Origin of the sequence: Candidatus Magnetaquicoccus inordinatus (assembly GCF_004217665.1) — a bacterium.
In the GTDB taxonomy this organism is placed as follows: Bacteria; Pseudomonadota; Magnetococcia; order Magnetococcales; family Magnetaquicoccaceae; genus Magnetaquicoccus; species Magnetaquicoccus inordinatus.
The window spans coordinates 1-3,879 of the sequence record NZ_RXIU01000274.1; the positions used below are offsets into that span (position 1 = coordinate 1).

1 protein-coding gene is annotated in these 3,879 nt (G+C 53.6%); it reads right to left on the reverse strand.

Features of this window, described 5'->3' with window-relative positions:
* Positions 1 to 3,879, reverse strand: a 3,879-nt coding sequence (locus tag EJP87_RS18005) for a beta strand repeat-containing protein (RefSeq protein WP_227657660.1), incomplete at both ends; no start/stop codon positions are given.

Here is a 3,879-nt window from a genome sequence, read left to right on the forward strand (position 1 = left end):
TGCCGCTGAGCAGGGTTTGCGCCACGCCATCTTCGCTATAGGTGATGCTGTTGCCAGCAACCGCCACTGGGGCATCGTTGACCGCCACCACATCCACTGTCGAGCTCACCACAATGCTTTCATCCGTACCATCATCGACCAACCATTGTACGGTGCGTTGCCCTGGCGTTGGATTCTCTCCAGCAAGGTTGTTGTATTGAATGGCGCGCAACAAATCGCGATAATCGGCGAGTGCGGCACTCCCGGTCAGATTGAGCACCAAAGAGCCGCTGCTGTCATCCCAACTGCCACTAATCCCTGCCTGATTGACAAAGGAGAGTTGATCCTCACCGCTGACATAACCGCTGGCAATGACCAATCTGGCGCGTTGCAAGGTGGCATGATCGGCATCACTGACGGTGACCAAACCATCCAAAACCTTTGCCCCATCGCCCTCGGTATAGAGCAGGTTGCCCCCGGAACTGAGCAACGGACGATCATTGATGGCGCTCACCTGGATGGTACTGCTTACCAACAGGCTGTCGGAGATACCATCGTTGACCAGCCAATGGACTGTGCGCAGACCGGCAGTAGGGCTGTCACCGGCCAGATTGCTGTAGGTGATACTTTGCAGTGCCGATTGATAGGTCGCCAGGGAGGCGTTTCCAGAGAGAGTCAAGGTAGCGGTCGCGCTATCCCACAAAGAGGTCAAACCGCCACTGTAGGAGAGCAGATCCTCACCGACAACATAGCCGCTGCCTATCTGAATGAGTGCCGAAGCCAGTGTGCCATGATCCAGATCGCTGATTGCCACCCCATCATCAATAACCTGACTGCCATCACCTTCGCTGTATGCCAACAATTTTCCGGCGGCAAGCACGGGCAGATCATCCACAGACAATACATCGAGCAGAAAGGGAAGTGCCACGCTATCGCTGCTGCCATCATTGACAGTCAGAGTCAGAGTACGCACGGCAGCACTGGGATTGTCTGCGGCCAAATTGGCATACACAACCGAACGCAACGCCTCTTGATAGTGGGCGATAGTGGCAACCCCCTGCAGGGTCAAAACACCAAACAAGGAGTCCCATGTGCCGCCGATACCATGAATATCGGTAAAGTTTAGCGCATCCTCGCCAAAAATAAATCCATTGGTAAAGCGCAACACGGCCGAACTCAAGGTACTGTTATCGGCATCTGCCAGCAACAAACTGCCATCCAGCACCGTGGCATTGTCCCCTTCTGTAAAGGTCAAACTGCCGCTGCCGCTCAAGGTTGGGGCATCGTTAACCGCTGTCACAGCAAGCGTGGAGGTGACAGCAGCGCTGTTGCCATCGCCATCATTGACAGTATAGCTCACGCTACGACTGCCAACTGTGGGCTGATCCCCGCCATTATTCTGGTAACGAATGCTCTGCAAGGCGGCCTGATAGTGGGCAAGGGTTGCACTGCCGCTCAAGGTCAATATACCGGTTATACTGTTCCAGGCACCGGTGATACCGTTGGCATTGCTAAACAGCAACTGATCTTCCGCAGAGTGATAACCACTACTGATCTGGATCACCGCCCCTTCCAGATTGCTGTCATCCAGATCGGCCACCTGCAACAGGGGGTTGAGCAGAGGGGAGGCATCACCCTCTGTAAAGCTCAGGGCATAGCCATTACCGGCGGTAATCTGTGGCAAATCAGCCTGCGCGATGACGTTAATCGTAGCAGTCACCGGCAGTGAATTATCAACACCATCATTGCCCATAAAGGTGATGGTGCGCATGTTGGCCGAGGGGGCTTCACTGCTATTGCTATAGGTCACCGCACGCAAAGCGGCCTGATAATCGGCCAGGGAAGCTACACCACTCAAGGTCAAGGTGCCGCTTGTCCCATCCCAGGAGCCGATAATCGCAGCCGTATTGACAAAGGATAACTGATCGGCACCACTCTGATAGTTGCCGCTGATGCGAACTGTGGCACTGCTTAATTGGCTGTGATCGACATCACTGATGGTCACTGTGCCATCCACCACCTGTGCTGCACCATTTTCTGTAAAGCTGCTGCTGGCGCCCGCACTCAACAGGGGTCGATCGTTTACCAGGTTGACGGTAATCGGTACAACCACCGTTGCCCCGCCCAATCCGGCTGCGCTGGCCGAGAGAGAAGATTGTATCGTAAATTGAAAGGGAGCATTGGCTGTCGAATTATAGTTGCTGGTCGGGGTAAAACATAATCCGGCCTGGCCTTGGGCATAGCTGATAAAGTCATTATTGTTGATCGGGGTTACCCCATCCTGCAAAAACAGGCTTCCCCCAATAATACCGGTGATCTGAAAAAAACCTACCTCACTGCCATCCCCGGCATTGCGACTGAGCACCAGACCGCTGCTGGTTTGCATATCTTCGTTGGTGGTTGCAGAGGTGGCAGAAGGGGTATCGGCGATGGCATTGACAGCAATGGTTACACTATCGCTATCGCTTTTGCTGCCCCCAGATCCTGTGTTGCCCAGATCATTGCTGGTCAAAGTCAAGCTATCGCTACCATTATAATTGGCCGTTGGGGTGTAGAGCAGTTGATCCAAAGCGGCATTGATCTGTGCGGCAGTACCGGACAAGGTGACAGTGGCGGAGGAGTTGCCACCGACGGTCGCTCCGCTTCCCGTTGTCACGTTCACGATACCATGCAAAACCGCTACAGTGACCGATAGTTGATCGGTTGCACCACTTTGGGCAGTATCCGCCAGATCACTGACAGAAAGCAGATTGCTGTTGGCATTATTGAAGGTCAGCGAACCATCCTCCGCTAGCGACTGGGCAGCGGGAACCGTATTGACCGGCGCATCATTGACAGCGTTAATGGTCAGATTTGCCGTAGTCGAGGCACCCAAACCGATGTTGTTAGCTAAAGTTGCGGCGGTAATGGTAAAGCTAAACAGCCCGTGGACATTGGCTGCAGGGGTAAATCGCAATCCGGCATTGGCCTGGGCAAAGGTAATAAAATCACCTTCGTTGATTATTGTTGTGCCGTTATTCTGGTAGAGTGTGCCTGGAATGGTGTTGAGACCGGTAATCTTGAAATAGCCCACCTCGGCACCATCGACCGCATTGCGACTGATCAGCAAACCGCTACTGGTTTGTGTATCCTCGTTGCTGGTTGCCGCCGTCACCGCAGGAGTATCCGCCATGGGCACGATGGTAATTCCCAAACTGTCCGTGGTGCTTTTCACCCCTCCGGCCCCACTGTTGCCTTGGTCGTTGCTAACAATCTGCAATGTATCGGCACCGAAAACATTGCTGTTGGGCTGGTAGCTCATACCTTCCAACAAACTGTTGATCCAGGCTACCGGTCCGGTCAATACCAGCGTAGCCGAATTGTTGCCGGTAATGGTTCCTCCGGCCAAAGCAGCCACGGTCAGTTTACCTTTGGTAACCGACAAGGTGGTTTTTACGGATGATCCGGTTTCACTGGCATCATCGTTCATGGTGATGGCATTGCCGTTGCCGGTACTGAAAACCAGGGCAACATCTTCAGCAACACTTTGCGCTGCTGGCAGAGTGTGTTGCGGCGGATCATTGACTGAATTGACTGTAATGTAGGCTGTCACCGGAGTGCTGAGCAGGGTTCCATCGTTCAGGGTACTGGCCTGTACGGTAAAGCTGAACAGGTTGCCTCCTGCCGAGGTCATGCCGGGGGTAGGTGTAAAACGCAATTTGGCTCCCACCTGGGCGTTGGTGAGAAATTGACCATTGAATACCTGTGTCGTGCCATCGTTCAGAAAGAGGGTGCCGTTGGTGATGCCGGTAATATAAAAATAGTTGACCTCGGCACTATCGACAGCATGACGGGTGATGGAGAGACCGGAGTTGGTCTGGGTGTTTTCTGTGGTTGTGGAGTTGGTAACCGAAGGGGTAT